The organism is Kutzneria kofuensis, from assembly GCF_014203355.1.
Lineage (GTDB): Bacteria > Actinomycetota > Actinomycetes > Mycobacteriales > Pseudonocardiaceae > Kutzneria > Kutzneria kofuensis.
Map to the genome: position 1 here is coordinate 263,894 of NZ_JACHIR010000002.1, position 24,490 is coordinate 288,383.

The window sequence follows — 24,490 nt, forward strand, 5'->3', positions numbered from 1 at the left end:
CGGCTCCGGCGCGGCCGTCCAGCTCACCGGGATGACAGCACGCTGATGGCGTCCGGCCGGGGCCGGACGCCATCGCCTCGCGTGTCGCGTCAGATCTGGTCGGGGCGCTTGACGTGGTCGCGCCAGGCGCCGGTCTCGTGGCCGCGGTGCTCGATGAACTCCTTGAACCGCTTGAGGTCCGCGTTGACCCGGTGGTTGAGGATGCCGAGCTTGTCGCCGACCTGCTCGACGAAGCCCTCCGGGTCGATGTCCATCTGGGCGGTCACCCGGGTGTTGGCGTCGTCCAGCCGGTGGAAGGTGATGACACCGGCATGTGTGGGCCCGCTGTCCGACTTCCACGCCACCCGCTCGTCGGGGTGCTGCTCGGTGATGGTCGCGTCGAACTCGCGGGTGACGCCGCCGACCTTGGTGATCCAGTGCGTGTGCGTGTCGTCGGTCTGCCGGATCTCCTTGACGCCGTCCATGAACTGCGGGAACGACTCGAACTGCGTCCACTGGTTGTACGCGGTCGACACGGGCACGGCCACATCGACGGACTCGGTGATGGTGCTCACACGCTCTCCTTCCGATTCGTTCCGGTGCACCGTTCGTGCATCCCTACGCGACCCCAGGTACCCGGTCGCCGCACGAATACACGCGCCGGAAAAACCGTCCGGTGCAACGGTTGTGCATCACGCGCGGAGAAGTGGGTAGCCGCAGTGCCATGACTGAGACACCCGACACCACGCTCGTGCGAGCGGTCGGCACGCTGACCGAGGCGCTGGAAGTGATCGAGGAAGCACGCGGGCACCTGTACGCCTTCCACCGTCTCACCGGCCACGCCGACGTCCTGGTGGAACAGGCGGCCCAGCAGCTGCGGGACCTCGGCCAGCACGACCTGGCCGACAAGCTGGCGCACGAACTGGTCGGCCGCAACGTGTTGCCCGGCCGCTGGACGTTCCAGATCGTCGAGGAGTACGACGGCGACTACTACCGCCTGTTCCGGGAACTCGAACGCGAGGGCCGGGAACTGCTGGGCGGCCGGCGGCACGTGCACGAGGCGCGGATGAAGGAGGACCGCCGCAGCCACGGCCGGCCCGGGCACGAGGCGAGGCCGGACGAGACCCCGAGCGTGCCGACGAGGCCATGAGTCTCACCGACTCGACGCAGCCGACGTGGACCGCCGGGACGGTGGCCCGTCACCTCGGCATCGCCGAGTCGACCCTGCGCTCATGGCATCGCCGCTACGGCCTGGCGCCGCAGGGCTCCACGCCCGGCCGGTATCGCCGGTACAGCACCGAGGACGTGGCCCGCTTGCGGCGGATGCGTGACCTGATCGCGCGAGGGATGCTGCCGTCCGAGGCCGCCAACACGATCGCGTCGTCGCTCGCGCCGATCGGCATCAGCACGTTGGTCGAGGCGGCGCAGGCACTGGACACCGCCCGCTGTGTGGCGCTGGTGACCGATGCGTTGGCCGCCAACGGAGTCGTGCCGGTGTGGGACCGGCTGTGCCGGCCGGCGCTGGTCGCGTTGGACACGGTCCAGTCCGTTCAGCCGGCCTGTGTGGACAGTGAACACGTGCTGTCCTGGTCCGTGCTCACGGCTCTGCACCGCGTGGTGGGGCCGCCGCCCGCGCCGGACGCGCCCCGCGTCCTGTTGGCGTGCACACCGAACGAACAGCACACGCTGCCGCTGGAGGCATTGGCTGCCGCGCTGGTCGAAAGGGCCGTGCCCATTCAGATGCTGGGCGCCGCGACGCCCGCGATCAGCATCGCGCACTCGCTGCAGACCTCGGCGCCGGCTTCCCTCGTGCTGTGGAGCCAGCGCCGCGAAACCGCCGACCGTGACGTGCTTCGGGCCGTGCTGCCCTCGTCGGCACGCGTGGTGCTGGCCGGACCCGGCTGGAACGGCCTGCGGTCTCGGCCATCGGGCGCAGCAGGCTCGTCGCGGGTGACGAGCCTGCCGGACGCCCTGAACGCCCTGGTGTGAGTCAGACGATCGGCGAGCCGCCGGTCACCGCGATCACCTCGGCGGTGACGAAGCTGGATTCCTGCGAGGCCAGGAAAACGTAGGCCGGCGCCAGTTCGGCCGGCTGCGCGGGCCGGCCCATCGGCGACTGCTCGCCGAACGACTCGACCTTCTCCTCCGACATCGTCGCCGGAATGAGCGGCGTCCACACCGGACCCGGAGCCACCGAGTTCACCCGGATGCCGTGGCCGACCAGGTCCTTGGCCAACCCCTTGGTGAAGTTGACGATCGCGGCCTTGGACGTCGCGTAGTCGAGCAGGTGCGGCGACGGCTGGAACGCCTGGATCGACGAGGTGGTGATGACACTCGCGCCCTTCGGCATGTGCGGCACGGCCGCCTTGCACAGCCAGAACAGGGCGTACACATTGGTCTTGAACACCCGGTCGAACTGCTCGCTGCTGATGCCGGCCAGGCCGTCGTCCTGCGACATCTGGTACGCCGCATTGCTGACCAGGACGTCGATGCGGCCGAACTCGGCCACCGCCCGCTCCACGACCTCCTGGCAGACGCTCTCCTCGCGCAGGTCGCCGGCGACGCCCACACCGCGCCGGCCGGCCTCCCGCACCCAGCGCAGCGTCTCCTCGGCGTCGGACTTCTCCTCGTCCAGGTAGTTGATCAGCACGTCGGCGCCCTCACGGGCGTACGCGATCGCCACCGCCCGGCCGATGCCCGAGTCGCCGCCGGTGATCACCGCCACCTTGTCGGTCAGCCGCCCGCTGCCGCGGTAGCTGTGCTCGCCGTGGTCGGGCTCGCGGTCGAGTTCGTCCGTGCGGCCGGGATGCGGCACCGTCTCCCCGCTGCTGACCGTGGCGGGCTGCTGCCGGGTCGGGTCCTGCTGGTCGTACTGGTCCTGGGGCATCTCTCGTCCTCGCTCGGCTCGGCTGCTTCCGCGCGTTCGGATGCCCATTCCCACGGTCCGTAACCGTGACGGCTCAAGACCCCGGCACCTGCGGCCGTGCGACGAACGCCACCTCACCGGCGGGAGGGATGATCAGGGGTCGGCGCGGCGGTCGCCTCTCGGCGAGTGGCGCGACGCGGCTCCAGCCGAACGGTATTCCGCGAAGGCGTGTAGGTGAGGCCCGGGGGACACGGACCGCACCGACCGCTCCCTGCAACGGCAAGACGCTGACCGTTGTTCCCCGACGGACGTGTCCCTCGGCTCAGCCGCCGTGACGGGACGGGCCCGGCCGATCGGATCGGCCGGGCCCGTCGTTCGACGCCGGCTCAGGCGAGGTCGAACCGGTCGAGCTCCATGACCTTGGTCCACGCCGCCACGAAGTCGGTCACGAACCGCTCGCGAGCGGCCTGGCCGGAGTACACCTCGGCCAGGGCCCGCAGCTGCGAGTTGGAGCCGAAGATGAGGTCGACCGCGGTGGCCGTCCACTTCACCTTGTCGGTCGCCAGGTCGCGGATCTCGTACACGTGCTCCTCGGACTCCGACGCCTTCCACCGCGTGCCCGGCGAGAGCAGGTTGGTGAAGAAGTCGTTGGTGAGCACGCCGGGCCGGTCGGTGAACACCCCGTGCCGGGCGCCGCCGACGTTCGCGCCGAGGGCGCGCAGGCCGCCGACGAGCACGGTCATCTCCGGCGCGGTCAGGTTCAGCATGTACGCCCGGTCGACGAGCAGCACCTCGGGCTGGAGCTTCTCGCCGGCACGCAGGTAGTTGCGGAACCCGTCGGCCCGCGGCTCCAGGACCGCGAACGACTCGACGTCGGTCTGCTCCTGGGAGGCGTCGGTGCGGCCCGGGTGGAACGGCACGGTCACGTCGAAGCCGGCGTCGCGCGCCGCCTTCTCCACGGCGGCCGAGCCGGCCAGCACGATCAGGTCGGCCAGCGAGATCTTCGCGCCGCCGGCCTCGTTGAACTCCCGCTGGACGTCCTCCAGCTTCGCCAGCACCGACGCGAGCTGCTCGGGCTGGTTGACCTCCCAGCTGCGCTGGGGCTCCAGACGCAGCCGGGCGCCGTTGGCGCCACCGCGCTTGTCGGTGGACCGGAAGCTCGCCGCGGCGGCCCAGGCGGTGCTGACCAGCTGCTCGGTGGTGAGGCCGGACTCCAGCACCTTCGCCTTCAGGGCGGCGATGTCGGCGTCACCCACGAGCTCGTGGTCGACGGCCGGCACCGGGTCCTGCCACAGCTGGGGCTCCGGGACCCACGGCCCGAGGTAGCGGCTGACCGGACCCATGTCGCGGTGCAGCAGCTTGTACCAGGCCTTGGCGTAGGCCAGCGCGAACTCGTCCGGGTTCTCCAGGAACCGGCGCGAGATCGGGCCGTAGGTGGGGTCGAAGCGCAGCGCCAGGTCGGTGGTGAGCATGGTCGGCTTGTGCTTCTTGGTCGGGTCGAACGGGTCCGGGATGATCTCCGGCGCGTCCTTGGCGACGTACTGCTTGGCGCCGCCCGGGCTGGTGGTGAGCTCCCACTCGTAGCCGAAGAGGATCTCGAAGAACCGGTTGCTCCACTCGGTCGGCCGGTCGGTCCACGTGACCTCCAGCCCGCTGGTGATCGCGTCCGCGCCCTTGCCGCTGCCGTGGGTGCTCAGCCAGCCCAGGCCCTGCGCCTCCAGCGGCGCGCCCTCCGGCTCCGGGCCGACGTGGTCGTCGGCGACGGCGGCGCCGTGCGTCTTGCCGAAGGTGTGGCCGCCGGCGATCAGCGCGACGGTCTCCTCGTCGTTCATCGCCATCCGGCCGAAGGTCTCGCGGATGAAGTGGGCCGCCGCCATGTAGTCGGCGCTGCCGCGGGGACCCTCCGGGTTGACGTAGATCAGGCCCATCTCGGTGGCGCCGAGCTCGGGCACCATCTCCGCGTCGGCGACGTAGCGCTCGTCGCCCAGCCAGTCGTCCTCCGGGCCCCAGAAGATCTCCTCCGGCTCCCAGGTGTCCTCGCGGCCGAAGCCGAAGCCGAAGGTCTTGAAGCCCATCGACTCCATGGCCACGTTGCCGGCCAGCACCAGCAGGTCGGCCCAGGAGATCTGCTGGCCGTACTTCTCCTTGACCGGCCACAGCAGTCGCCGCGCCTTGTCCAGGTTGGCGTTGTCCGGCCAGCTGTTGAGCGGGGCGAACCGCTGCGCGCCGTCGCCGGCGCCGCCGCGGCCGTCGTGGATGCGGTACGTGCCCGCGGCGTGCCAGCTCATCCGGATCATCAGGCCGCCGTAGTGGCCGAAGTCGGCCGGCCACCAGTCCTGCGAGGTGGTCAGCACCTCGACGATGTCCCGCTTGAGCGCCTCGACGTCGAGCTTGGCGAACTCCTTGGCGTAGCTGAAGTCCGGCCCCAGCGGGTTGCTCTTGGACGAGTGCGCGCGCAGCACCGACAGGTCGAGCTGGTTGGGCCACCAGTCGCGGTTGGTGCGCGGGCGGCCGCTCGTCTTCGCGGTCGGCGAGTCGATCGCCGGGTTCTCGCTCTCGCTGCCCTGCGCGGTCACCGAGTCGTGCGCGACCGGACAGCCGGCCGCCGCCTTCTGGTCCACGCCCTGGGCGCTGGTGGGCTCGCTCATCTGGTTCCTTCCGAGCTGGCGGATCGTTCGGGGATACGTGTCGTCGAGCAGTCGGGGCAGGTGCCCCAGTAGACGACCTCCGCCTCGTCGACCACGTACCCGTGGTCGTCCGAGGGGGTGAGACAGGGCGCCTGGCCGACGGCGCAGTCGACGTCCGCGATCGCGCCGCAGGAGCGGCACACGACGTGGTGGTGGTTGTCCCCCACCCGGGACTCGTAGCGCGCGGTCGCGCCGGCGGGCTGGATGCGCCGCACCAGGCCGGCGGCCGTGAGCGCCTGCAGCACGTCGTAGACCGTCTGGTGGGACACGGCGGGGTGATCGGCACGCACCAGCGAGATCACCGCGTGCGTGTCGATGTGCGGGTGGTCGCGCAGCGCCGTGAGCACCGCCAACCGTGGCTGCGTCACGCGCAACGAGGCCGCCCGCAGCTGCGCCTCGAAGTCGGACATCACCCCAGTCACCGTAGCGCTGATTTGGAATGAGTCAAATTATGGTGACGCTCACCGGAGGAGGTCGAGGTCGACGGCGCTGCCCATCGCCCGGTAGCCGGCGTTGTTCGGGTGCAGGTGGTCGCCGCTGTCGTACGCCGGCAGCAGGCGCAGCGGATCCGACGGATCGGCGACGGCCGTGGCGAAGTCGACCACACCGTCGAATGCCCCGCTTGTCCGGATCCACGAGTTGATGGCCTGGCGCTGCCGTTCCATGTCGGCGTCGTAGCGGGCACTGCCCTCCACCGGGGTGATGGTGGCGCCCAGGATCCGTGCGCCGCGGCCGTGCACCCGCGCGATGACCTGCCGGTAGCCCGCGATGATCTGCGCCGCCGTGGCCGGCGGCGTCGTGCTGCGCAGGTCGTTGACGCCCTCCAGCATGATCACCGTGCGCAGGCCGGGTTGGGAGAGCACGTCGCGGTCGAGCCGGTGCAGCACGCTCTGGCCGCTCACCGGGTCGTCGGTGAGCACCTTGTTGCCGGCGATCCCTTCGTCCACAACGGATTGGTGGGCGACGCGGTCGGCAAGGACGTCGGGCCAGCGGTGGTTGCCGCCGGAGGAGCCCGATCCGTCGGTGATGGAGTCGCCCAGCGCGACGATCGTGCCGACGTCGGAGCGGCCGGCCACGCCGACTGAGTCGAGGAAGAACCAGTGTCCGGCCTTCGTCGTGAAGTTCGTGGCCGCCGGATCGGTGGTGTGGTCGCCGTCCGTGGAGACGTAGTTGGTCTGGTACGCCGCCCGGTGATAGGTCGCCGGGCCGGTGTCGTCGGGCAGGTAGACGCTGACCGCGAGGTCCGCGCCGGCCGTGACCCGCAGCGGGGCCGGGTCGCTGACCGCCTCGCGGCCGACCGGCACCGTCACCGAGGCGGCCCGGTTGAAGGTGAGCGTGCGGAGCGTGCCCGCGACCACTGCCCCGCCGCCGGCGCTCAGGCCCACGGTGGCCCGGCCGAAGGTCACGGGCCGGTTCCCGAAGGTGTTGGACAGCCGGATCCGCACCGCTTGGCCGTCGGCGCGCGAGTGCACGATCAACCGGACAGTCTGGTGAACAAACGTCGGAGGTGCCGGCAGGGTGGTGGTGGACTGCTGCCCGGCGGCCCATGCCGCCACCCATGGCGGTGATGCGGCCGCCTGTCCGCTCGATGCCAGTGTCCCAGCGGCAAATGTTGCCGCCACTACGGCGAAACGCAGTCCGGATCCGGACATGACACGTCCCCTCGGAGTAACGCGGCGGTCACTCCAAGCTATGAGCCCTCCGATGTCTGGTCAATAGCGACGAAAGGCCACAATGGAGCGCGTGGCCACACCGGAGACGCAGCGGCTGGTTGCCGGCAGATACGCCCTGCTGGCCGAGTTGGGCCGGGGCGGCATGGGCGTGGTGTGGCGTGCCGAGGACAAGGTGATCGGCCGGCAGGTCGCGGTCAAGGAGCTTCGACTGCCCGACGGCCTGCACGGTGAGCAGCGCGCCGTGCTGGAGGAGCGGGTCCTGCGGGAGGCCCGCAGTGCCGGACGGCTCAACGACCCGACCGTGGTCACGGTGTTCGACGTCGTCACCGACGGCGGCCTCCTGTACCTGGTGATGGAACTCGTCGAGGGGCCGACGCTGACGCAGTGGGTCGCCGCGAACGGCCCGATGCCGCCGGCCGCCGCGGCGGCGCTGGGCAAGCAGGTGCTCGCGGCATTGGAATGCGCGCACGCCGTCGGCGGCGTGCACCGCGACGTCAAGCCCAGCAACATCATGGTGCTGCCTTCGGGCCGGGCGAAGCTGGCCGACTTCGGCATCGCCCGGATCGACGACGACCCCCGGCTGACCAGCACCGGCGCGGTCGTCGGCTCGCCCGGGTACCTTGCGCCCGAACGCATCCAGCACGCCGTGGCGACGCCCGCCACCGACCTGTGGGCGCTCGGCGCGACCCTGTTCTTCGCCGTGGAGGGCTACGCCGCCTTCGAGCGCGCCACCACCGCCGCCACCCTCTACGCGGTCACGAACGAGGTGCCCTACCTCAGCCGCTGCCAGGGACCGCTGGCCTCCGCCGTGATGGGCCTGCTGATCAACTCACCGGACGCTCGGCTGTCCCACCAGCAGGCGATGCACCTGCTGGACCTGGCCAGCACCCAGGGCGGCCCCCAACCGAACCTCACCAACCCCATCACCCGTTCCGCTCCCGTGCCGAAGCCGGGCGGGCGGCTGAAGCGGGTCGCCGCCCTGCTCGGCTCGGCGGTGTTGCTGGCAGCCGCCTGCTTCGGCGGCGGCTGGCTCACCGGCCGGCTCGGCGTCACCGCCACCGCTGTCGGCTCCCCCGCCCTCCAGCCCACGTGGACCTACGGCCCCGGCGGCCAGATCCCCCAGTTCAAGCTCTACACCGGCAGTTGTGCCGGCGGCAGCATGCAGGCCGGCCGGGCCTACACCACCTCGATGTCGTGCGACCAGCCCCACGACATCGAGGTCTTCGGCACCACCACTCCCTTGGACACCAACTTCAAGGGCGGCTACCCCGGCCAGGACCCCTTGGCCCGCGACGCCGAGGGCTACTGCGCCCTGCTGTTCAGCAGCGCCAAGATCGCGCCGGCCGACAAGGACACCTCCCTCCGCTTCCGCGCCCTGATCCCCGGTGAACAGGCGTGGGACCACGTCAAGACCGAGGACGACCCCGACGGGGCCGCCCGCGACGCCTACTGCATCGTGTCGTCCGCCAACGGCGGCCAGCTCACCGACTCCGTGATCAAGAAACCCTCCTGACCGCCGAGGGCGGACTTCGGTGCGATCGGCTTCAGCACCGGAGTTCGTCGGCGATGCGGGTGACTGTCGCGGCGGCGTCGCCGTGTGCCTGCCGGGACAGGTTGCGAACCTGCCAGCACGCGTCGGGGCGGCCGGTGACGACGGACTGGCCGGCAGCGGCGACCCCGCGCAGTGTGTCGCGGGAGCCGCCGAGCATGCCGGCGAGGTCGAGCAGGTCGGTCTCGGCGACCTGGCGTGAGGCACGGGTCCAGGCCTGGCCGACGCGTTCGGGGGTCACCCACGGGCCGACGGTGCCGGCGGAGAAGCAGCCGAGCTGCAGCTCGATCTGGTTGGCCGACAGGAGCAACACGGCCTGAGCGGCGGTTACGCCGCGGCCGGAGCCGACCTGGTCGAACAGGGCGCGGAGGAAGCCGTCGAGAGGCGCGCACGCCTTGGCGGCGGAGATTGCGGCGTCTAGCTTGGTCTGCAGATCGCGGGCCTCCCGGGCGGGCAGGTTGAGGGAGGCGACGGTCGAGCGCAGTGCGGCGATCCCGGCGGTAGCGTCGCCGGAGCCGGTGGCGGCGGCGAAAGCGGAGGTGCCGCCGACGATCGGCAGGGTGACGTTGCTACGACCGAGGTCCACGGTCAGGCGGGTGCCCGGCGCGGGCCGAATGGTGGCCTCCTGGTCGCTGGACAGCACCAGCAGGCCGAGCCGATGACCGGCGACCACGACGGCGTCCTTGGGCTGCAGGTCGAGGCGCAGCCGGTGGAACTGGCCGGGAGTGACGGGCTCACTGGTCGCCGCGGAGTCGCGGTTCGCCGGGTCGAGCCAGCCACGGGTGAGGATGGTGCCGTTGCCGGTCGGCGGGTAGTCGACCAGCGCGACGGTCAGGTTGGCCTTGGGCGCGGACGACGCCACCCACAGCGAAGCCCATGGCGTGCCGGAGATCCGGACGTTGGTGGCCAGCACCGGGGTTTGGTAGACGAGTCTGGTCGCGGAGGTGGCGGCGTTGGCCGACGTCGCGGCCGGCACGGTCGCGTCGTCGGTGAGCGTCTCGGCCTGCGGGCTGCCCGGGCGCAGGGTCAGGCCGCCGACACCCGGTGCGCCGGCGGTGAGGTCCGCGGTGACCAGGCCGGTGGCCGGATCGGGCCATTCCGCGTACGGCGTGGGGTTCGCGCTGCCGCACGCCAGTCCGACCGTCGCCCCGCCGACGATGTGTTCGCCGGGCTTGGTCGCCACCGCCGACGCCAGCGTGATGTGCTGAGCGTCCGGGATGGCGGTGATGATCCGCGTCGCGGTGGCGACGGTGCCGTCGGCGCCGGTGACGGGGATCGACACCGTGAAACCGAGGGTGAGTCGGGTTGCGTCGGCGACCGTGAGGGACGCGGTGCCGGACTGGTCGCCGACGGCCGTGGTCTGCCGGGGCGGGCACGCGTTGGCCTCACGCACGATCCACGCCTTCGGCAGCTGCTCGACGCCGTTGTGCACGCCGAACAGGTACCGCGTGAACCACCGGTTGATCATCACGTCCGGCGGCGCGCCGCCGTGGCCGCCCTGGTGGAAGTACAGCATGTGCGGCACGCCCTGCGCCTTGACGGCGTCGTAGAACTGGGCCATGTTCTTGGTCATCACGTTGAAGTCGTTGTCGCCGTGGGCAACCAGCACCGCGGCGTGCACGTTCCGCACGTCCCGCATGGTGTTCCGGTCGTTCCAGAACGCACTGAAGTCGCCGGTGGCCCGGTCCTCCCCCGCTCGCAGCGCGGCGAGCACCGGCTGGCAGATCGCCCGGTCGGACCGCGAGTACACGGCGTCGGCCAGCACGTCCAGGTCCTCGCCCTGGTAGGTGAACGGGGCTCGGACCATGCCGTTGGCGCGGTAGTAGTCGTACCAGTCGGAGATCGCGGACACCGGCACGATCGCGGCCAGGCCGTCGACCCCCGTGCTGGCGACGGCCTCCGGCAGCGTGCCGTTGTAGGACGTGCCCATCATCGCGACCTTGCCGGTCGCCCAGTTCGCGGCGACCTGGTCGGCGGACGTGGCGCTGGTGAACGCCGGCGCCCGGCCGTTGAGCCAGTCGATCACCGCCTTGCCGGCGCGGGTCTCGTTCGGGCCGCCGGAGGTGGGGCACCCGGTGGACAGGCCGGTGCCCGGCGACTCCGCGTGCACCACCGCGAAACCGCGCGGCAGCCACGTGGATTCGTAGACCTGGCTGATGATCGGGCTGGTGTTCTTGGCCGGCCAGTCCGGCGTCACCGGCCGGGTCGCCGGCGGGCTGCCGAGCGGGTGGTCGACGTTCCAGTTCTCGGCCGGGCCGATGCCCGCGTAGTACGGGCTGTCCTCGAACACGACCGGCGCCCGGTAGTGGCAGGCCGGATCCGCGGTCGCGGCCGGCCGGGTGATGTCGACGTGCACGCGGTCCGGTAAGCCGTCGTGGTCGCTGTCGTCCGGCGTCTGCACCCAGGCCTCGGCCCGCACCCACGTCGTCGGGTCGGCCGGGAAGACGTTCTGGGCCAAGCCGTCGGTGAACCGCGGGCTGACGCACGGGGCGGACGGCGTCGCGGCGGCCGCCGGTTGGGGCGCCGCGAGAGCGAGCGTGATCAGCGCTGCGGCCACCGGGAACAGAGCGCGCATGACGAGGGCTCCTGATCTGTCAGGGATGCCCTGGCATGCTCTCGGACCAGGATCGGTCCGGACAACCGACCAAAGTCGGTTGGTTCGCTGTCACCGCCCGGATTCGTCTGCCCTGTCACCGGTTCCGGCCGCCCGGCGGCGGCCGCCGGTGACCTCGACCGTGCGCTTGTGCGGGAACCGCTTCTCCACGTGCTCCTTGGCCTCGGAGCCGGCGAGCACGTAGATGGGTTCCACCTTGTCCTGCAACGGCTTGAGCACGGTGTTCATGAACTCCCGCCGGTCGTCCAGGTAGGGCGCGATGACGTCCTCGCCGGCCGGGCAGACGGCCAGGCAGTAGGCCGCCTTGTAGTTCGGCTTGAACGACAGGCTCTGCCACATCGACGCGTTCTCGGAGTCGGTCACGCGGTCCCGGAACTCGGCGCCGTCCTTGCTGTCGGCGATGGTCTCCACCCACTCGGTGAAGCCGCCCATGAATTCCCGGTAGTTGTGCGTCGAGCAGGCCACCCAGTCCAGCACGCCGTCCTTGCTGATCGCGCCGACCGGGCAGGCCGCGACGCACAGCTTGCACTCCAGGCAGGGGTTGTAGTCCAGCTTCTCGCCGTGCTCGCTGATCTCGGCGTCGACCAGGATGGTGCCGAGCAGGATGAAGTTGCCGTACCTGGGGTGGATCACGTTGCGGTGGATGCCCATCGCGCCCATCCCCGCGGCGACGGCGATCGGCTTGTGGGCGATCACCCAGATCCGCCCGGGGTACTGTCCCATCTCCATCGGGAAGGTCGCCGACGGGTTGATCGCCCGGTGTCCCGCGTCCTCCAGCGCCCGGACGATGCTGTGCGCCGCCTCGTTGAGCAGTTCGCCCGTGCGGTGGAACTCCTGGTTGGCCACGCTGCGCGCCGGGGAGCGCACATTGTCCCGGTTCATCCGCGCCACCAGGGAGATGTAGCTGCGGGTGCCCGGCAGCGCGTTCTTCGCGTGGTCGACCTCGCTCGCGAGTTCCGGGTGGTCGATCGAGACGAAGCCGACGTCGTCCACCCCGGCGTCCAGGCACAGCTTGCGCAGCCATCCCGCGTCGATCACCTGGGCCGCGCCGGCCGCCGGCCTCTCGCGCACGGCACGCACGGACGGGTGGTTCTCCAGCCGCGCCGGGATCTTCGCCACGCCCAACCTCCACTGAGTCTGCTCGTGCAACTCACCTGCCCATCCAGCGTGGCAGAGTGAGTTGGAAAACACAATTCTCTGGCTACGGCGACCCTCGTCCCCACGGCCGGAAATCCGGCGGACATGCCGGCGGGTGGGCGATACGCTGCGGCGATGTCGGACTCATCCCTTACCGTGACCGCCGACGATGTCGAAAGCGTTGTGCGGCTGGCGGTTGAGACGCTGGCCGGCGCGGGAGACGTCGATTGGGAGGCGAAGGCCGGGCAGCTGGAGTGGAGCTGCTGGGAGACGGCGGAGCACATCGCCGACAACCTGTTCTTCTACGCGGCGCACCTCGGACCCAAGGCTCCGTCGACGGAGCGGGCGGTGCCGTTCGCGTGGGCCCAGCACCGGCCCGGTGGCCCGGGACTGATCATCTTCGCGGACCGGAAGGCAGGCCCGGCGGGGTTGGTGCAGGTGGTGGAAGCGTGCGGGGCGCTGCTGGTGGCGATGGTGCGGACCACGCCGCCGGACGTTCGCGCGTACCACGACACGGGGGTGTTGGACACCGCCGGGTTCGCGGCGATGGCCGTCGCGGAAACGCTGCTGCACATGCACGACGTCGCCGAGGGGCTCGGGCTCGAATGGACGCCGCCGGCCCACGTGTGCGGGCGGGTGCTCGCGAGGTTCGTTCCTGACGCGCCAACGGACACGGACCGATGGGCAACCCTGCTGTGGGCGACCGGGCGGGCGGAACTGCCGGGGCGGCCGCGGCTCACGGAATGGCAGTGGCACAACTCCTAGCGGCGAGTCGTTTCCTGGGCTGACGCGGTCAGCTCGGGCCGCGGGACTCGGCCAGCTCCCACTCGCGGGGCTCGTGCGCCCAGCTGTCGAACAGGGGGCTGCGGCGGGCCTCGCAGATCGCCGAGCTCGACGATGTCCTTCGCGGCCAACGGATGCTTCTCGGGCAACAGGACGGCGGTCGGGTCCGCCATGAACGCCGTGACGTGCACGTTCGGCGGCAGCGGGTGCTCGTAGCCGCAACAGCGAGCTCGTCGGCGCCGAGCTGATCAACCTCGGCTACCGCAACGTCTACAAGTACCGCGAGGGAATCGAGGACTGGGTCACCGCGGGCCTGCCCACGGAGAGCAGCCAGCCGGCTTGATCGCTAGTGCGGCGCGACCAGGCGGTAGACGGCGCCGGCCTCGTCGTCGGTGATGTAGACGGCGTGGTCGGGGCCGATGACGGCGGCGACCGGGCGGCCCCAACGAGAGCCGTCGGAAGCCTGGAAGCCGCCGACCAGGGTCTGCTGCGGCCCCAGGTTGCCGTTGGCCCACGGGAAGAAGGAGACCTCGGGGGCACGGGGTGGGGACGCGTTCCACGAGCCGTGCACGCCGACCAGGGCACCGTGGGCATAGCCGCCCGGGAGGCCGCCGTCGACGAAGGACAGGCCCAAGGGAGCGGAGTGGCCGCCGAGGGTCTGCTCGACGCGGGGCAGGGTCGAGCAGTCGAGCAGGTGGCCGTCGGGGTTGGTCTCGACGTCAAGGGTGAAGGGGGCGTTGGAAGGGTTCTGGGAGCTGCCCTTGACGCCGGGGTTGGTGTCGGCGTCGGGGTTGCAGTAGGGCCAGCCGAGGTTGCGGCCCTGGGTGAGCTTGGCCAGGGGCTCGACGGGGTGGTCACGGACGTAGTCGGGGATCACCTGCCCCCGCGACGAGCCGGAGGCGTCGCCGTAGGGGCGGTCGAAGGGGTATTGGATGTTGTCGCGGTTGTTGACGGCGGTCCACACGGCGCCGTCGGGAGCGATGGCCAGGCCGGTCCCGTTGCGGACGCCGACGGCGAAGGGCGTGGGGGAACCGCCGCCGGGTGGGACGCGAAGGATGGAAGCCCGGGGCGGGGTGGCCTTGAGGTCCTCGGCGGAGATGTTGCCGGTGGAACCGACCGACACGTAGACGGAGCCGTCCAGGCCCACGGCGACGCTCTTCAACGCGTGGGCGTACTTGCCGCCCAGCTCGGGGCTCCGGGCGTCGGGCAGGCCGACGACGACCGGCCGCGGATCGGTGGCGGAGCCGGAAGCGTAGGAGTAGCTGTCCACGCGGTCACTCTGGGCGACGTACAGGGTGGAGCCGACGAACGCGAGACCGTGCGGCTGGTTCAGGCCCTTCAGCAGCACCGACTCCGTCGCCTGGCCCTGCCCGTTCGGCACGAGTCGAACAACGGTGCCGTTGGCCGGCACGGACACGAGCAGCGTGCCGCCCGGCGCCCACGCGGCGAGCCGGGCCGACGGAACCCGGGCGAACACCGCCATCGTCCAGCCACTGGGCACGAGCACCTGCCGCGCCTCGTCCAGCGGCGCACCGCCCATGCCCGCCGGCACCGTGAGGGGCACCGGCACCAGTCCGGCCGGTACGGCGGCCGAGGGCGCGGGGCCGCCACCCGCGCCGGCAGCGGTGCAGGCGCTGACCAGCAGGGTCGCGGCCAGTGCCAGTACGGCGACGCGTCGGATAGTCATGCCGGCCCTTCGACGTCGGTGGGCTGTCACCCCCGATAGTGGCACTTGAACAACCCCCGCGACGACCTCGCCGAGGGCCGTGATCACGCCGGAGCGGCGCGGATCGTCCGGCGGGGTCAGGAAGATCGAGCGGGGCGAGCCTCGACGAAGGCGCCGGCCCGGGCGGCCAGGAACGCGGCGTGGGCGGCCCGATCGGCGGCCGGCTCGTCCGGCACCTGGCCGGTGATCAGCAGCTCGTAGTACAGCGGCGCCGACACGGCTCGGATCACCGCCTTGGCGTCGCTGCCGGCCGGCAGCTCGCCGCGGTCGATCGCGGCGACGACGCAGGGGGCCCACTCGTCGACACGGGTGCGGTAGAAGCCCCGCAGCGCGGTCGCCGCCTGCTCGTCCCAGGTCGCGGCGGCGATGACGGCCTTGAACAGAGCGCCCTGACGCTCGTCGGCCAGCGTGCGTTGCACCAGCCGCGCATTGGCGCGCAGGTCCTCGGCCAGGTCACCGGTGTCGGCACGGGGCGACGACTGCTCGGCCATGTCGAGGAGCAGATCGGTGACCAGCGCGATGGCCGTTCCCCAGCGCCGGTACACCGTGGTCCGCCCCACCTCGGCCCGGCGCGCGACCTCGGCCAGGTCCAGCTGGGCAAAGCCCCGCTCCGCCACCAGGTCGCCGGCGGCGCGGAGGACGTCCGCGCGCACCCGAGCCGTCCGGCCGCCCGGCCGACTGACCGCCATAACGGTACTCCAGTCCCCTTAACGTGCTACGGTGCTAACGGGACCACAATACCGATAGGGGTGGATGGCATGGAGTACCGCAGGCTCGGCGCGTCGGGACTACAGGTGCCGGCGCTGAGTTTCGGGGCCGGCACGTTCGGCGGGCGCGGCCCGCTGTTCGGGGCGTGGGGCGACGCCGACGCGAAGGCGGCCCGGCGGCTGGTGGACATCTGTCTGGACAACGGGGTCACGATGTTCGACACCGCCGACGTGTACTCCGACGGGGAGTCCGAACGGGTGCTCGGCGCCGCCGTCAGGGGCCGGCGGGACGCGGTGTTGTTGTCCACCAAGGCGAGCCTGCCCACCGGGGACGGCCCGAACGACGCCGGCTCGTCCCGGTCCCGGCTCATCCGCGCCGTCGAGTCCGCGCTGCGCCGCCTGGACACCGACTACCTCGACCTGTTCCAGCTGCACGCCTTCGACGCCGGCACACCGGTCGAAGAGGTGCTCGACACGCTGCACGACCTGGTGCGCGCCGGCAAGGTCCGCTACCTCGGCGTGTCCAACTTCGCCGGCTGGCAGCTGATGAAGTCGCTGGCGCTGGCCGACGAGCACCATCATCCGCGCTACGTCGCGCACCAGGTGTACTACTCGCTCGTCGGCCGCGACTACGAGTGGGAGCTCATGCCGCTGGGTCGCGACCAGGGCGTCGGCGCGCTGGTGTGGAGCCCGCTCGGCTGGGGTCGGCTCACCGGCCGGGTGCGCCGCGGCCGGCCGCTGCCCGAGAACAGTCGCCTACACGCCACCGCCGACTTCGGCCCGCCCGTGGACGACGAACTGCTGTACGACGTCGTGGACGTGCTCGACGAGATCGCCGCCGAGACCGGCCGGGCCGTGCCGCAGATCGCCATCAACTGGCTGCTCACCCGCCCGACCGTCGCCTCGGTGATCATCGGCGCCCGGAACGAGGACCAGCTGCGGCAGAACCTCGGCGCGGTCGGCTGGCGACTCGGCGACGACCAGATCGCCCGACTCGACGCGGCGAGCGCCCGGACCGCCCCCTACCCGTACTTCCCGTATCACCGGCAGGAGGGATTCGCCCGCCTCAACCCGACGGCCTAACAGAGCAGGCCGCAGTCCCCCGTCGGGTGGTCGAGTGGTCCGAGCAAATCCGGCGACTCCGACGCCGACATGGCTCAGATCAACGGATTCGGCGGGAGCGATCACGGCATCGGCCGGAGCGAAGGACACTCATCGATCCACAAGGGACAGTCGATCGACTGCGGACGATTGACACGAAGGTCCGATCAATCATACCCTCGCGGGCGTAATGGACGCCTGAAAGCGCCCATACATCCGATGTATCGGCCACTATCCGCCGCGTGGCCGTCGACGACGGGCGACCCGGTCGCGCGCCGCCGACCCAGGTCGAGGCTGTGACTCACACGCGATCGTGGGAGGTCCACCATGGCGGAGCCCCTGCACGGACGACGTCGCCATGGCCGACCCCGAAATCGACGGCGGCGATGACACCATCGCCGCCCGGTCTTCACCTCAGCGACGAGAAGGAAGCCATGCGAAGAAGTTGGGGCAAGCGACTGCTCGCCTACGGAGCCGCGATGGTCGTCGCGGCGGGGCTGGTGGCGGCGGCGACGCCGTCGGTGGCACACGCCGAGCTGCAGGACCCGCGCCAGGCGTTCCTGCGCGCCTCCCAGGCGGGCCTGTTCCTGCACTGGGGCGAGCGAACGGCGCCCGCGCACACGGACTGCAACGCCTGGGAGTCCGATGTCACGAAGGGCGGCTGGAGCGCCGACTACTGGGTCACCGAGGCGAAGAAGCTGCACACGCAGTACATCGTGCTCGCGACGTTCCACAGTAGACTCGGCTACGCGCGGCCATGGCCGTCGGCGATCCCGGGCAGCTGCCACACCAAGCGCGACTTCCTCGGCGAGCTGATCGCGGCCACGAAGAAGGCCGGGATGAAGACCATCCTCTACATGACCGACGACCCGCAGTGGTCGAGCGAGGGCCTGCCGTCCGGCAAGAGCTGGCTGGACTCCAAGGGCTTCTCCGGCTACGCCGGCCACAACGTCGACCTGACCAGCCGCGACGGGTTCGGCGAGTTCAGCTACGACAACTTCCTCGAGGTCATGGACCGCTATCCCGACCTCGGCGGGTTCTGGATCGACAACGACAACCAGTACTGGCTGGACCACAAGCTGTACGAGCAGATCCGCCAGCGCCGGCCGAGCTTCACGCTGAGCAACAACAACGAAGACACGCCGATCATGGACATGGTCAGCAACGAGCAGAAGACCGGCATGACGCCGTCCTACGACTACCCGCAGGCGGTGTGGACCGCGGCGCCGCGGCTGGTCGAGGCCGACTACAAACTGCCGGACACCGGCTCCTGGTGGTACACCGGCACCGACTCGACGGTGAACACCGCGCTCAACGTCGGACGCTACATCGCCAACTCCGGCTCGTCGATCAAGTCGCTCATGGACGAGACCGCGATGGTCAACGGCAAGTTCCCCAGCCACCAGCTGGACTACAACAACTTCCTCGACGGCTACCTCGACCAGATCTGGGGCTCGATCGACGGGACCGAGGGCGGCGGCTACATGTACGGCGGCCTGCAACCCGGCTTCTGGAACGACGGCTCGCACGGCGTCACCACGATCAGCAAGACCAACCCGGACCTGCAGTTCGTCCACGTGCTCACCAAGCCATCGGGCTCGACACTGCGGTTGCGGGACAACGGGTACCAGGTGACGCGGGTGACCAACTTCCGCACCGGCGCCGCCGTCGACTTCTCTCAGGGCAACGGTTACCTGACGCTGAACGGGATCTCCGGCTGGGACAAGTACGACACGGTGTTCCGGGTGGAGACCCACGGCCGGGCGGGCATCTACCCGGCGTCGTCGTACACGATGAGCGCCTCCGCGTCGGCCAGCGGGCACGCCGCTTCCGCCGCGGCCGACGGCAACTACCTGACCTACTGGGACAACAAGAAGACCCTGCCGGTGTCGCTGACCTACGACCTCGGTTCGTCCAAGCGGGTGCAGTACCTCGGGATCAACCAGCGCGAGGACTCGGTCAGCTACGCCCGGTCCAGCACCGAGCAGTCGGCCCGCATCCGCGACTACAAGGTCTACGTCTCCGCCAACGGCAGCGACTGGGGCAACCCGGTGGCCAAGGGCACGCTGCCCAGCCACCGCGGCGTGCAGTTCATCGACGTGCCGGCGGCCAACGCCCGCTACGTGAAGCTGGAGGTGGACAGCACCTGGGCGGCGTCCAGCGACTCCACCCACGCCAAGCTGCTGCGGATCGACGACTCGTGGATCGGCTCCGACTACGTGGGCGCCGCCACGCCGCCGCCGTCGGGCAACCGGTACGAGGCGGAGGACGCCACCTGCCAGGGCACGATCGACTCCGATCACGCCGGGTTCTCGGGAACCGGCTTCTGCAACACCACGAATGCCACCGGTTCCTACGCGGAGTGGACGGGCGTGCAGGCCGACGCGGACGGGAACGCCACGGTGAAGTTCCACTACGCCAACGGAACGACGACGGATCGGACGGCGTCACTGACCGTCGACGGGACGGCCGCGGGCACGTTGTCCTTCCCGCCCACGGCGTCGTGGGACACCTGGGACGACGCCACCGCGACCGTGAAGGTCAACAGCGGGTCGAACACGATCCGCCTCACCTCGACCAACACGGGCGGCACACCCAACCTCGATTACCTCGAGGTGACTCAGTAGATGACACTGGTGGCCCTCGGACTCGCGAGGGCCACCAGTGTTCTTCACCCCGTGACGGCCGGAGTGGCGGCATCCCCGGCCAGCCGACGGGGAGCTCCGGAGCCATCGGCCGGAACCGCCCACACGGCGTTGTCCAGTCCATACAGGACAGTGTGATCGTCCTGCCACAGCGCCTGGTCGTCCACGCTGCGCCTCTCGGCGAGTTCGGTCTCGCGCATCGTCGCCAGGTCGAGGACGGACAGCCGCCAGACGCCGTCGCCGACCTTCTTCTTGAACGCCACCCGCGTGCCGTCCGGGGACAGCGACGGGCATTCGACGTTCTCGCGCAGGGCTTTCCCGTGGAAGTGCGCGTAGTCGCCCTCGACGAGGTACGTCTTGCCCTTGCTGCCGAGCGTGGCGTAGAACCGGTTGCCGTCGGCGGCGAAGGTGATGCCCCAGTAGTTGACGTCCGGCGCGAAGTACCGGCTGCCGTCGACGAGCACCGGCAGCTCCTCGATCGTCTTGACCAGGCTTCCGGTGTCCACTTCGTACACTCCGGCCCGCGTGGAGAATCCCGTGGCGGCATAGGAGTCCCCGGTGACGAACACCGTCCAGTAGACGAGCTTGCCGTCCGGGGACACCCGGGCGCGGCTCGGCGTGCCGGGCAGGGTCTCGGTGTGTCGGACGTTGAGGTGGTCGTCGAGGACGAGGACGTCGGTCTCGACCGGGAGCGTGCCCGGCCGCGCGGCCAGGCACACCGCCGTCTGCTTCGCCACCGCGAACCGGTCGCACTTGAGACCGCTGAGCTTCGGCTTCGCGCCCGGGTCGGTGAGCGGAACCGAGGCGATGCGGCCGGTGGAGACGTTGCGGTACAGCAGCTGGCCGTGGGCGAGGGTGAGCTGGGCCGCCGGCACGGCCTCCGCGGCGTCGGGCCGGGCGCTGACGGTGTACGTGACGGCCGCGGCGGCCAGCACCACCGTGCCGGTCAGGGCGAGAACGAGTTTCTTCATGGCCGCACCGGCTTCACGACTGCGGCGGCGAGGGCGACGACGGCCAGGCAACCGGCGGCGACGAACACCGCCGGTCGCAGGTCCCACAGCGTCCACGCCAGTCCGAACAGGACGGAAGACAGCATGCGCGCCACCGCCTGTCCGGTCTGCACGACCGCCAACCCGGTCGCTCGCAGCCCCGACGGCACGAGCGGCCCGGCGGCGGCCATGAGCACCCCGTCGGTGGCCGCGTAGAACACCCCGTGCAGGCCGAGAGCGACCACCGCGAGCCAGATCCCCGCCTGCGGACCGCACAGCAACACCAGTGCCACGCACAGCGCGGCGTGGCCGCCGAGGAACACCGGCCACCGGCCGATCCGGTCCGCCAGCCGGCCGAGCGGCACGGCCAGCAGCAGGTAGATCCCGGCGGTGCCCAGCGGCAGCAACGGGAAGTACGTCGCCGCCACGTCCCAACGCCGTTGCAGCACTAGGTAGATGAACGAATCCCCGACGGTCACCAGGCCCAGCAACGCCGCCCAGATCGTCACCCTTCGGAAATCCTTGGCGCGCAACAGGTCGATCGCCGCACGGAGCGACACCGCGGCACGGTCCATCGTGCCCGGGCGGTCGCGGACGAACAGCACCAGCAGCATCACCGCGATCGTCGCGATGCAGAAGCTGGTGAAGAACACCGAGGTGTAGCTGCCCAGGCTCAGGGCGAGCACCGCCATCGCCACCAGCGGGCCGAGGAAGGCGCCCACGGTGTCCAGAGCGCGGTGCACCCCGAACGACCGGCCGAGCGCGTCGGGCTCGCTGCTGAGCGAGATCAGCGCGTCGCGCGGGGCGGTGCGCAGCCCCTTGCCGGTCCGGTCGGCGGCGAGCACGACGCCGATCGCCGCGACCGACGAGCCGGCCGCGATCAGCCCGAGCTTGCACACCGCGGACAAGCCGTACCCGAACCCGGCGACCGTCTTCAGCCGCCGCCACCGGTCGGCGAGGTGGCCGCCGAGCACCCGCACGACCGCGGTGGCGCCGGCGTAGAGCCCGTCCAGCAACCCGAACTGCAAGGGGTTCAGGCCGAGGCCGAGCACCAGGTAGAGCGGGAGGACGGCGGTGACCATCTCCGACGACACGTCGGTGACCAGACTGACCAGGCCGAGCGCGACGACGTTGGCGGCGACCCGCCGCAGCGCCGGTTTCCGTTCCGTCCCGGCCGCCAGGTCCGAGGTACGGCTTGCCGCGATGTACATGCCGGCTCCTAGTGGCAGGTGTAGGTCGGGCTGCTGTCCAGGGTCTTGCCGTCGACGCCGATCAGCTGCGTCTGGAACGTGCTGTCCGTCATCGACAGCTTCAGGACGCCGTAGGTCTTCAGCAGCTTCGCGGTCGTGGCGTGCTTCGTGCCCAGCTTGTAGAGGTCGGCGCCGCCGGAGCCGCCGACGATCTCGACGGGGCCGTTCTTGTCCGACTTTCCGCTGGCGTTCTGCGGGATGAACCGCTCGTAGTCGTGGTCATGCCCGTTGAGGACCAGGTCGACCTTGTTGTCCACCATGATGTTCCACAGCTCGATGCTGTCCTTGTTGTCGCCGTGGTCGCCGGAGCTCCACCGCGGGTGGTGCCAGTACGCGGCGACACAACCCTTGGTGTTGTTGGCCAGGTCCTGCTTCAGCCAGGCCAGCTCGTCCGACCCGGTGGAGTCCGGGGCGAAGTCGTCGTGCGTCATGAAGGCGCTGGAGTCGATGGCGACGAAGTGCCAGTTGCCCATGTTCCAGCTGTAGTAGCGCTTGCCGTCGGGCTTGCCGATGTCGCCGAAGTACTTGTCGTAGCCGTTGTACTTCGGGGAGTCGTAGGTGTCGTGGTTGCCGGGGACGGGGTGGGTGATGCTCTTGAACTTGCCCCACGTCTTGTCGTAGTAGTTCTTGTAGTCCGACAGGTGGGCGTTGTCGTACTGGTTGTCGCCCATGGTGATCACCGCGGCCGGCTTCATCTGGTCGACCAGCTTGGCCGTCTTGACGTGGGCGCAGTCCGAGTCGCTGGCGGTGCACTGCTCGGCGATGTCGCCGGCCGCGGCCAGGATGAACGCGCCGCTGCCGCCGGCCTTGGTCTTCACGGTGATCGGGGCGCCGGCCGGGGACAGGTTCCCGGCGGTGTCCCGAGTGCGGACGGAGTAGGTGTAGGCGGTGTCGGACGCCAGGCCGATGTCGGTGTAGGACGGGTCGTCGCTGGAGGCCACGACCGTGCCGTTGCGCAGGATGTCGTAGCCCGCGACGGCGACGTTGTCGGAGGCCGCGTTCCAACTCAGGGCGACGCTGGTGGCGGTGGTCTCCCCGGCGGTGAGACCGGTCGGCGTGGTCGGCGCCTGGTGGTCGCCTGCGGCGTCCGTGAGGCCGTAGACCTGTGCCTCCCAGAGCGAGTAGCCGTAGCTCGTGCCCCGGGTGACGCCGACGACGCGCACGTACCGGCCGTGGGCGTTGAGGCCGCTGAGGTCGTCGGTCTTGCCGTCACCGTCGTCGACGGTGGTCACCGTGGTGAAGTCGGTGCCGTTGTCGGAGATCTCGATGCGGTACTGCTTGGCGTACGCGGCTTCCCAGTTGAGGACGACGCGGTGGACGGTGGCGGCCTGGCCGAGGTCGATCCGCAGCCACTGCGGGTCGGCGCCCTCGATGCTGGCCCAGCGGGTGGTGCCGCTGCCGTCGACCGCCTTCGAGCCGGCGTACGAGGAACTCTCGACGGTGGAGGTGGCGACCGGTTTTCCTTGGGAGAGCAGGACATCGTCGGCCTGGCTGGCGGCCGCCGCGGCGATCGCCGCCGAGGGCAGGACGATGGCGGCGGCGATGACGGGGGCGAGCCTGCGCAGTGGTCGCAGGCCGGTGAGCGGTGGGCGGGTGAACGGCACGTCGCACTCCTTCGGGGAACCTTGGAGGTAGCGGGGGCCGGCGGCGGAGGTCGGATGAATTTAGGGTAAACAGTAAAGAAACTTTCCTAACTAGGCAGACTGTAAAAGATCGGTTTGCCCGCTGACAAGAGGTGACCGGGCGTTGAATCGGTCAAGTGAAACAACGCTGTAACGTCACGTCGTGAAGAAAGGTCGGGTCGGAGTCCCGCTCGCGTTCGGCGCGCCGTCGACCTGCGGTGTCTAGGCCGTCCCGGTGAGGAAGGCTCGCCGCAGCTCCGGCTCGAACTTCTCGATGGCGTAGCGGAGCATGGTCCTCGGCATCGTCTTCTGGTGCCGGACCAGCCACCGCAGCTCGGCGTCGCGGTCGCGGATGCCGACCTCGCGCAGCATCCAACCGACGGCCTTGTGGATCAGGTCGTGCGGATCGTCGACCAGCTTGTCGGCCAGCCGCAGGGTCCAGCCCGGATCGCCGCGTCGGATGAACGCGAGGGTGGCGATGATCGCGATGCGCCGCTCCCACAGCGACCGCGATCCCGCCAGCTCGTCCAGCACCGCGCGGTCACGGTCCACCAGCCACTCCCCCAGCAGCTGGAAGGCCGACGAGTCGACCAGGTCCCAGTTGTTCACCGCGGCCGTGTTCGCCAGGTACAGCTCGATGATCTCGGCCCGGCCGGCCTCGTCCGCCTTGGCGAACCTGAGCACCAGGATGAACAACGCCGTCAGGCGCTCCTCGTGGGCGCCGGTCGTCAGCAACCCGTGGATCTCGGGGAGCTCGAGGCCGGCGAACCGGCGGGCGACGCGCCGCTGGTCGGGCACCGAGACGCCGAGGAACCGGTCGCCCTCGCCGTAGCCGCCGGGCTGCGCGCCGAAGAACCGCGCCCTCGCATCGACCGCGCCCGGGTCGGCGACGGCCGCGAGCGCCGCAGAGACGTCCGCCGCCGTGCTCGAGATCATGGCGGTAGCCTACGGCGGCAGGTTTCGGCCGGCGCGATAATGGGGACAAAGGGGGCGAACAGCACCGGAGAGGAGCGGGCCATGGCGTCCATCTGGCAGCGGGTGTCGGACTTCCTGCGCAGTCCGCAGGGCCGCAAGCTGACCGAGCAGGTCAAGCGGGCCGCCCGTGACCCGAAGAACCAGCAGCGCGTCAAGGACGCGGTGCGGCGGCTGCGCAAGCGGTGAC

General features: G+C 70.6%; 20 protein-coding genes and 1 pseudogene. 8 read left to right on the forward strand and 13 right to left on the reverse strand.

The window, feature by feature from the left end; translation table 11 throughout:
* Nucleotides 1-89: 89 nt before the first annotated feature.
* The gene (locus BJ998_RS40280; RefSeq protein ID WP_184869391.1) at nucleotides 90-554 is read right to left on the reverse strand and encodes an SRPBCC family protein; all 465 of its coding nucleotides are present in this window, start codon (nucleotides 552-554) and stop codon (nucleotides 90-92) included.
* 149 nt (nucleotides 555-703) lie between these two features.
* Between BJ998_RS40280 and BJ998_RS40285 the strand changes: the two genes are divergently transcribed.
* The gene (locus BJ998_RS40285) at nucleotides 704-1,129 is read left to right on the forward strand and encodes a hypothetical protein (protein ID WP_184869392.1); all 426 of its coding nucleotides are present in this window, start codon (nucleotides 704-706) and stop codon (nucleotides 1,127-1,129) included.
* The gene (locus BJ998_RS40290; RefSeq protein ID WP_184869393.1) at nucleotides 1,126-1,968 is read left to right on the forward strand and encodes a MerR family transcriptional regulator; all 843 of its coding nucleotides are present in this window, start codon (nucleotides 1,126-1,128) and stop codon (nucleotides 1,966-1,968) included. Before BJ998_RS40285 ends, BJ998_RS40290 begins: the two co-directional genes overlap by 4 nt.
* 1 nt (nucleotide 1,969) lies before the next feature.
* Here BJ998_RS40290 and BJ998_RS40295 read toward each other — a convergent pair whose 3' ends face one another.
* The 4 genes from BJ998_RS40295 to BJ998_RS40310 all read right to left on the reverse strand — a co-directional run bounded on the left by BJ998_RS40295 (nucleotide 1,970) and on the right by BJ998_RS40310 (nucleotide 7,004).
* Nucleotides 1,970-2,866 carry an SDR family oxidoreductase gene (locus BJ998_RS40295; RefSeq protein WP_184869394.1) on the reverse strand — a complete coding sequence of 299 codons (897 nt, stop codon included), beginning with the start codon at nucleotides 2,864-2,866 and terminating at the stop codon, nucleotides 1,970-1,972.
* A 365-nt stretch (nucleotides 2,867-3,231) separates the two neighbouring features.
* Nucleotides 3,232-5,493, reverse strand: coding sequence for a catalase/peroxidase HPI (gene katG / locus BJ998_RS40300; RefSeq protein ID WP_184869395.1), 2,262 nt, complete (start codon nucleotides 5,491-5,493; stop codon nucleotides 3,232-3,234).
* Nucleotides 5,490-5,942: a Fur family transcriptional regulator gene (locus tag BJ998_RS40305; protein ID WP_184869396.1), complete on the reverse strand. Its 453-nt coding sequence runs from the start codon at nucleotides 5,940-5,942 to the stop codon at nucleotides 5,490-5,492. Before BJ998_RS40305 ends, katG begins: the two co-directional genes overlap by 4 nt.
* A 51-nt stretch (nucleotides 5,943-5,993) precedes the next feature.
* Nucleotides 5,994-7,004 carry an SGNH/GDSL hydrolase family protein gene (locus BJ998_RS40310; protein WP_312890648.1) on the reverse strand — a complete coding sequence of 337 codons (1,011 nt, stop codon included), beginning with the start codon at nucleotides 7,002-7,004 and terminating at the stop codon, nucleotides 5,994-5,996.
* Between the two features lie 262 nt (nucleotides 7,005-7,266).
* On the opposite strand from BJ998_RS40310, the gene BJ998_RS40315 reads away from it, so the two are divergent.
* Nucleotides 7,267-8,718 carry a serine/threonine-protein kinase gene (locus BJ998_RS40315; RefSeq protein WP_184869398.1) on the forward strand — a complete coding sequence of 484 codons (1,452 nt, stop codon included), beginning with the start codon at nucleotides 7,267-7,269 and terminating at the stop codon, nucleotides 8,716-8,718.
* Nucleotides 8,719-8,749: 31 nt separating this feature from the next.
* On the opposite strand, the gene BJ998_RS40320 is transcribed toward BJ998_RS40315, so the two are convergent.
* Complete coding sequence (locus tag BJ998_RS40320; RefSeq protein WP_184869399.1) at nucleotides 8,750-11,329, reverse strand: Xaa-Pro dipeptidyl-peptidase; 2,580 nt, start codon at nucleotides 11,327-11,329, stop codon at nucleotides 8,750-8,752.
* Between the two features lie 90 nt (nucleotides 11,330-11,419).
* Nucleotides 11,420-12,487, reverse strand: a complete 1,068-nt coding sequence (locus tag BJ998_RS40325; protein ID WP_312890620.1) for an epoxyqueuosine reductase — start codon at nucleotides 12,485-12,487, stop codon at nucleotides 11,420-11,422.
* 153 nt (nucleotides 12,488-12,640) lie between these two features.
* Between BJ998_RS40325 and BJ998_RS40330 the strand changes: the two genes are divergently transcribed.
* Nucleotides 12,641-13,270: a hypothetical protein gene (locus tag BJ998_RS40330; RefSeq protein ID WP_184869400.1), complete on the forward strand. Its 630-nt coding sequence runs from the start codon at nucleotides 12,641-12,643 to the stop codon at nucleotides 13,268-13,270.
* Nucleotides 13,271-13,508: 238 nt separating this feature from the next.
* Nucleotides 13,509-13,631: pseudogene (locus tag BJ998_RS49670) on the forward strand (rhodanese-like domain-containing protein); the annotation flags it as partial.
* A 3-nt stretch (nucleotides 13,632-13,634) separates the two neighbouring features.
* Here the strand turns inward: BJ998_RS49670 and BJ998_RS40335 are convergent.
* The gene (locus BJ998_RS40335) at nucleotides 13,635-14,975 is read right to left on the reverse strand and encodes a PQQ-dependent sugar dehydrogenase (protein WP_184869401.1); all 1,341 of its coding nucleotides are present in this window, start codon (nucleotides 14,973-14,975) and stop codon (nucleotides 13,635-13,637) included.
* 116 nt (nucleotides 14,976-15,091) lie between these two features.
* Nucleotides 15,092-15,703, reverse strand: coding sequence for a TetR/AcrR family transcriptional regulator (locus BJ998_RS40340; RefSeq protein WP_184869402.1), 612 nt, complete (start codon nucleotides 15,701-15,703; stop codon nucleotides 15,092-15,094).
* Nucleotides 15,704-15,772: 69 nt separating this feature from the next.
* On the opposite strand from BJ998_RS40340, the gene BJ998_RS40345 reads away from it, so the two are divergent.
* Both BJ998_RS40345 and BJ998_RS40350 read left to right on the forward strand, forming a co-directional pair.
* Nucleotides 15,773-16,804, forward strand: coding sequence for an aldo/keto reductase (locus BJ998_RS40345; RefSeq protein WP_184869403.1), 1,032 nt, complete (start codon nucleotides 15,773-15,775; stop codon nucleotides 16,802-16,804).
* A gap of 452 nt (nucleotides 16,805-17,256) precedes the next feature.
* Nucleotides 17,257-19,449 carry a carbohydrate-binding protein gene (locus BJ998_RS40350; RefSeq protein WP_184869404.1) on the forward strand — a complete coding sequence of 731 codons (2,193 nt, stop codon included), beginning with the start codon at nucleotides 17,257-17,259 and terminating at the stop codon, nucleotides 19,447-19,449.
* 44 nt (nucleotides 19,450-19,493) lie between these two features.
* Here the strand turns inward: BJ998_RS40350 and BJ998_RS40355 are convergent, their stop codons facing one another.
* The 4 genes from BJ998_RS40355 to BJ998_RS40370 all read right to left on the reverse strand — a co-directional run bounded on the left by BJ998_RS40355 (nucleotide 19,494) and on the right by BJ998_RS40370 (nucleotide 24,264).
* Nucleotides 19,494-20,438: a TolB-like translocation protein gene (locus BJ998_RS40355; RefSeq protein ID WP_184869405.1), complete on the reverse strand. Its 945-nt coding sequence runs from the start codon at nucleotides 20,436-20,438 to the stop codon at nucleotides 19,494-19,496.
* A complete protein-coding gene (locus BJ998_RS40360; protein WP_184869406.1) occupies nucleotides 20,435-21,667 on the reverse strand; it encodes an MFS transporter in 1,233 nt (410 codons plus the stop codon). The genes BJ998_RS40355 and BJ998_RS40360 overlap by 4 nt, the downstream gene beginning before the upstream one ends.
* A gap of 8 nt (nucleotides 21,668-21,675) precedes the next feature.
* On the reverse strand, nucleotides 21,676-23,310 hold the full coding sequence (locus BJ998_RS40365) for a discoidin domain-containing protein (RefSeq protein ID WP_312890621.1): 1,635 nt from the start codon (nucleotides 23,308-23,310) through the stop codon (nucleotides 21,676-21,678).
* Between the two features lie 240 nt (nucleotides 23,311-23,550).
* Nucleotides 23,551-24,264, reverse strand: coding sequence for a DNA alkylation repair protein (locus BJ998_RS40370; protein ID WP_184869407.1), 714 nt, complete (start codon nucleotides 24,262-24,264; stop codon nucleotides 23,551-23,553).
* 81 nt (nucleotides 24,265-24,345) lie between these two features.
* Between BJ998_RS40370 and BJ998_RS40375 the strand changes: the two genes are divergently transcribed.
* Nucleotides 24,346-24,489, forward strand: coding sequence for a hypothetical protein (locus tag BJ998_RS40375; RefSeq protein ID WP_184869408.1), 144 nt, complete (start codon nucleotides 24,346-24,348; stop codon nucleotides 24,487-24,489).
* Nucleotide 24,490: the final 1 nt, after the last annotated feature.

What these genes read in the sequence shown, in the direction of transcription:
- BJ998_RS40320 (WP_184869399.1), bottom strand. Translation starts at nt 11,329, where the DNA reads ATGCGCGCTCTGTTCCCGGTGGCCGCAGCGCTGATCACGCTCGCTCTC.
- BJ998_RS40345 (WP_184869403.1), top strand. Translation starts at nt 15,773, where the DNA reads ATGGAGTACCGCAGGCTCGGCGCGTCGGGACTACAGGTGCCGGCGCTG.
- BJ998_RS40315 (WP_184869398.1), top strand. Translation starts at nt 7,267, where the DNA reads ATGGAGCGCGTGGCCACACCGGAGACGCAGCGGCTGGTTGCCGGCAGA.
- BJ998_RS40360 (WP_184869406.1), bottom strand. Translation starts at nt 21,667, where the DNA reads ATGTACATCGCGGCAAGCCGTACCTCGGACCTGGCGGCCGGGACGGAA.
- BJ998_RS40375 (WP_184869408.1), top strand. Translation starts at nt 24,346, where the DNA reads ATGGCGTCCATCTGGCAGCGGGTGTCGGACTTCCTGCGCAGTCCGCAG.
- BJ998_RS40335 (WP_184869401.1), bottom strand. Translation starts at nt 14,975, where the DNA reads ATGACTATCCGACGCGTCGCCGTACTGGCACTGGCCGCGACCCTGCTG.
- BJ998_RS40350 (WP_184869404.1), top strand. Translation starts at nt 17,257, where the DNA reads ATGCGAAGAAGTTGGGGCAAGCGACTGCTCGCCTACGGAGCCGCGATG.
- BJ998_RS40290 (WP_184869393.1), top strand. Translation starts at nt 1,126, where the DNA reads ATGAGTCTCACCGACTCGACGCAGCCGACGTGGACCGCCGGGACGGTG.
- BJ998_RS40285 (WP_184869392.1), top strand. Translation starts at nt 704, where the DNA reads ATGACTGAGACACCCGACACCACGCTCGTGCGAGCGGTCGGCACGCTG.
- BJ998_RS40340 (WP_184869402.1), bottom strand. Translation starts at nt 15,703, where the DNA reads ATGGCGGTCAGTCGGCCGGGCGGCCGGACGGCTCGGGTGCGCGCGGAC.
- BJ998_RS40295 (WP_184869394.1), bottom strand. Translation starts at nt 2,866, where the DNA reads ATGCCCCAGGACCAGTACGACCAGCAGGACCCGACCCGGCAGCAGCCC.
- BJ998_RS40305 (WP_184869396.1), bottom strand. Translation starts at nt 5,942, where the DNA reads ATGTCCGACTTCGAGGCGCAGCTGCGGGCGGCCTCGTTGCGCGTGACG.
- BJ998_RS40370 (WP_184869407.1), bottom strand. Translation starts at nt 24,264, where the DNA reads ATGATCTCGAGCACGGCGGCGGACGTCTCTGCGGCGCTCGCGGCCGTC.
- BJ998_RS40330 (WP_184869400.1), top strand. Translation starts at nt 12,641, where the DNA reads ATGTCGGACTCATCCCTTACCGTGACCGCCGACGATGTCGAAAGCGTT.
- katG (WP_184869395.1), bottom strand. Translation starts at nt 5,493, where the DNA reads ATGAGCGAGCCCACCAGCGCCCAGGGCGTGGACCAGAAGGCGGCGGCC.
- BJ998_RS40355 (WP_184869405.1), bottom strand. Translation starts at nt 20,438, where the DNA reads ATGAAGAAACTCGTTCTCGCCCTGACCGGCACGGTGGTGCTGGCCGCC.